This window comes from Bacillus rhizoplanae (assembly GCF_917563915.1).
GTDB classification, from domain to species: domain Bacteria; phylum Bacillota; class Bacilli; order Bacillales; family Bacillaceae_G; genus Bacillus_A; species Bacillus_A rhizoplanae.
The window spans coordinates 1-3,781 of sequence record NZ_CAKJTI010000065.1 but is presented as its reverse complement, the minus strand read 5'-3'; the positions used below and the strand labels follow the sequence as shown (position 1 = coordinate 3,781).

The 3,781-nt window shown below is 31.7% G+C and carries 5 protein-coding genes and 1 pseudogene; 1 reads left to right on the top strand and 5 read right to left on the bottom strand.

The window, feature by feature from the left end:
• Window positions 1-19 precede the first annotated feature (19 nt).
• Both LRP84_RS22170 and LRP84_RS22165 read right to left on the bottom strand, forming a co-directional pair.
• Entirely contained in the window at window positions 20-331 is a 312-nt protein-coding gene (locus LRP84_RS22170) for a hypothetical protein (protein WP_230577056.1), read from the bottom strand.
• A gap of 772 nt (window positions 332-1,103) precedes the next feature.
• Window positions 1,104-1,814 (bottom strand): annotated as a pseudogene (locus LRP84_RS22165) (transposase); the annotation flags it as partial.
• A 196-nt stretch (window positions 1,815-2,010) separates the two neighbouring features.
• On the opposite strand from LRP84_RS22165, the gene LRP84_RS22160 reads away from it, so the two are divergent.
• Complete coding sequence (locus LRP84_RS22160) at window positions 2,011-2,286, top strand: hypothetical protein (RefSeq protein WP_230577055.1); 276 nt, start codon at window positions 2,011-2,013, stop codon at window positions 2,284-2,286.
• A 67-nt stretch (window positions 2,287-2,353) separates the two neighbouring features.
• Here LRP84_RS22160 and LRP84_RS22155 read toward each other — a convergent pair whose 3' ends face one another.
• The 3 genes from LRP84_RS22155 to LRP84_RS22145 form a co-directional block, all read right to left on the bottom strand.
• A complete protein-coding gene (locus LRP84_RS22155) occupies window positions 2,354-2,587 on the bottom strand; it encodes a YuzF family protein (protein ID WP_002068860.1) in 234 nt (77 codons plus the stop codon).
• A 238-nt stretch (window positions 2,588-2,825) separates the two neighbouring features.
• Window positions 2,826-3,059 carry a hypothetical protein gene (locus tag LRP84_RS22150; RefSeq protein WP_230577054.1) on the bottom strand — a complete coding sequence of 78 codons (234 nt, stop codon included), beginning with the start codon at window positions 3,057-3,059 and terminating at the stop codon, window positions 2,826-2,828.
• 298 nt (window positions 3,060-3,357) lie between these two features.
• Complete coding sequence (locus tag LRP84_RS22145; protein WP_000738547.1) at window positions 3,358-3,504, bottom strand: BC1881 family protein; 147 nt, start codon at window positions 3,502-3,504, stop codon at window positions 3,358-3,360.
• Window positions 3,505-3,781: the final 277 nt, after the last annotated feature.

Here is a 3,781-nt window from a genome sequence, read left to right as displayed (position 1 = left end):
AGCAATTCTATTTATAAGCTCATTTATTTTTTCCTCTGTCAATAAGCCATTTTAAGATTCCTATTATTAATATAAGGAGCGGTATTGCCTGAATAAAGAAAAATCCTTTCAAAAAATCAAGTTCAGTACTATCTGGGGGAGCTGTTGCCATTCCACCTATAAAAAAAGCCATTGGACTTGCAAGTATATTTATCCCTAAACCGATCATTACGAATGACAGATTTTTAGCCTTAATTTTTGGTGAATCAGCCTTGATAATTACGAATATTGCAGTGCCGAATATAAGAAACAGTATTCCATAAAATTCAATATAACCCATAATATATCCCATAATATCCCTCCATCACTCTAATTGTACCATCAGCAAGGACAATTTTGTGCAAATTTGGATGAATAGGATATTCATGTAAGGTTAACATAATGTCTCATTATCAGTATTCAATGTATCTAGGAACTTACTAAAAACCCTTCAGTTGAACGATCTGAAGGGTTTTCGTGTTCACATAAGATTCGTTCTCGGAAGTTCTACACTTTATGCTTGGGATGGAAATCTAGCTACTTCAAAATGAGTTAGTTCAGATTACGAAGGTCAGGCGCAGTGTTTTAATATAGAGTTGGAGTCGGAGGAGAACAATGGAAGGAAACAATATCGCTTAAAGCAACCGAATAATGATTCCATCTTCCGCCGAAAAACCTATAGCCATAAATTCTTGATTCCCCGACAGTCGTCAAAAAAAACCAGAAATTGTCTCCGTTTCTAAGCCACAAATACGTGAACCGATACAAACAATTTTGAAGACCCCAAGGATTCAGGGCATAGGGTGGCATTTGTCGTATATATACCATGATTCGAGGTTCACTCCTTATTAAAATTAGACTTATAACTAGTTTATGCTCAGGGTCAAAGCTTAGATTGGATATATGCCTAGTAGCCTATCTAAATTCAATTTTGAATGTATATAGGGGTCCCGCCACATGCCCATCAAGCTAAGCCTATTTAAATTTAATTTCATGTGAATTTTTTTCTTTTTTCTAAAGATCCAGTGTAATTTCTATAAAGATTTGCATACCAAATAAACCCCATCGGGTTTCAATTTTTTTGATTACGCTAAATGATTGTGAGACATAGAAAAATTGTATACGATGCCTAAGATATCAAAGACTGTTTTCTTCTCATACCTATGGGATTTTCGTCCGTTTTTCTGTAAGAGATTGAACAGACGAAACAATATCTTTGTTAATTCTTGGGTGTCTTTTTGTAAAGATTGATAGATAAGTGGAAAATAATCTTTTATGATATAAATCGCTTTATATTCGCTTAATTCTCGTCGTTCTAATTTTACAGAATTACAGTGATGAATACGAAAAAATGATTTCCATGTTTTAAAGATAAGTTCAATTTGCCATCGTAAGGAGTAAAAATCGTATACTTGTTCTTTTGGTAGATATTCCAATGGAATATTTGTAATGTAAAAGTTAATTGCACTAAGTCGTTTACTGCGATCTTTATAGGTAATTTGCTTCTTATGTTCTTTAGATGCTAAATCCTTTTGCCTACGTTTCATTTGCGTTTCAGTTAATTTATACAGAATAAGTCTTGCAGGAAGCTTTTGATACATTCCGATATAAATCTCAGGGATTTCATATGTTTCACCAGGTTGTAATCGGTCAATAAATTGTTCCATATCTAGTTGGATGTACTCAGAATGTTTTTTCATCATTCCATTTTGAAAGTATTCAGGCTCTTTGTTTTTCTGATATATACGAGTATTGAGCTTTAATCGTGAAATAAAATAAGCACTACACTCGCTTATAGGGGTCACCATATCAAAAAAAGAAAATTGTACGTTTAGACACAAAATTTACATATTTTGATTAGTTCCCTGTACGTTAAGGAATTTGCTTGTATATTTGAGGAGATGTACGAGACAGGCATAATTTTGGGGGAATCCAATATTTTCTATTCAAATATGATAGAATGGAAATATATCCAAAACGGAGGGAAAACAAATGAACTCAAACACAAAACAGTTTATTTATGATATCCAGCAAAGAAAGAATAATTATATAGAAGATGTATTAACAGCAATACAACACCCTAAAAAAGAGCAATCTGAACAGGTCATTCAAAATATAGTAGAGAAGATGGATATGATGATCAGTTTAGTTACTACTTACATGGCTATTGAATCAGAATCTATGAAAGAATTAAAAGAGCTTCAGAAAGAAATTATTCATGCTCAAGCCTATATTCAAAAACGAAAATTTGAAGAACCACAGAGATAAAACCCTGTGTTTTTATTTGGTCGTCTATGACACCAATCTGTTATAAATTAAATTAGATGTAATTTGATCATTGTTTTGGCATAATCCATACAATTTGTTGAATGCGTACAATATATGGTACCGTATCTTCAATGAGCAAATGATCTGGTTTCACATCCTTTAACTTTCCTCTTACATTACCTCTTACAGTTTCAATAACCACATGTTTACCAATTACCGATTGTAATGTCTGATATACGTAGGGATTAGGTACACTTACCATATTTTGTTCACTAAAGTCATTTCCCTCCAAATAACTCATTCTATAAGACTCCTTTCTAACTTACATTCTTTCTCTTAATATATGATATAAATCTTATAAATATGCTAGAAGGATAATTCATTATATGAACGAAAATAACATTTTAATAAGGTACGTTTTCTATTCCTAAATTGCTAAAAAATTATTTATATAAGGTTACTTTTACTAGTTAATAGGTGATGATATAGGGATACTTTGAATGTACATCCAGGTTGTTCCTTTCATGATATGTATCATTTTAAATACGCCCTTTATTAGAGTACTGCTCATACTTTTTTTGAGATTCTTTAGTAATACGTGCGTTAAGTAAAATTGCTAACAACAAAAACACTCCATATTTTCCCCCTGTAGCTCCTATGATAATCACACTACTATAAACAAGTACAATCAATAGAAAAAACGAAACGAAATAAATACGGTCATAGTTCTTTGTCATTTTCTCGTATTTTATGCGTTCTTTCCTTGCATCCATCTAAATTCCTCCTTTAAATTATCCATTTCACTATAAAATAAATCTCGCCCTTAAAAAGAAATTAATATATCGTTTCAAACAATTAGTTTGTTTTTTTATCAACTAATTTATATAACATACAAAGAAATACTACTAATATTAAACTTTCCACCATGATAATCCCAACCCACTCCTTACTTTTAATCCCATCACATCAGATGAAATTTATGTATATTCTATTATTATCAGCAGCAAACAAAAAGGATCCCCCCTTCTCTTAAAGGCTGATCCTTTTCTTCTTGCATGCAACTATTTTTACCTATTCTTGATTAATTAGAATAACAGCTGGTCCATCTACACGAATTCCACCAACTTCGATTTTTTCATAAGGCTCAACTGTAATAGAAATGATCCCTTCCCGCTTCTTTAATTCATTACTCAATTCTTTTGTTAACATTTTTTTCATGTGTACACTCCTTCTTATTGCTTAATTTACTATTGTTATGTAAATGAAATTAAAAATGATTTCCTGGTCTGGAAACCATTTTTGTAGTTAACCATATGGTTTTACCAGTTCGTTTATCAATTTTACGTAGAGAAGATAAACAATTACTCTTCACTGTCTCAGTAGATGTAAGAAATTCTTAAAGATAGCGGTGAGATTGATTGTTTTTTCTTCTAGAAATAATGACTTAGATAGTATATTACCTAAAACAACGAAAGCCCTACCTCTCTTTCGTCCT

Excerpts from the sequence above, each read along its gene's own strand:
- LRP84_RS22160 (WP_230577055.1), top strand. The coding sequence starts at position 2,011 with ATGAACTCAAACACAAAACAGTTTATTTATGATATCCAGCAAAGAAAG.
- LRP84_RS22150 (WP_230577054.1), bottom strand. The coding sequence starts at position 3,059 with ATGGATGCAAGGAAAGAACGCATAAAATACGAGAAAATGACAAAGAAC.
- LRP84_RS22145 (WP_000738547.1), bottom strand. The coding sequence starts at position 3,504 with ATGAAAAAAATGTTAACAAAAGAATTGAGTAATGAATTAAAGAAGCGG.
- LRP84_RS22170 (WP_230577056.1), bottom strand. The coding sequence starts at position 331 with ATGGGATATATTATGGGTTATATTGAATTTTATGGAATACTGTTTCTT.
- LRP84_RS22155 (WP_002068860.1), bottom strand. The coding sequence starts at position 2,587 with ATGAGTTATTTGGAGGGAAATGACTTTAGTGAACAAAATATGGTAAGT.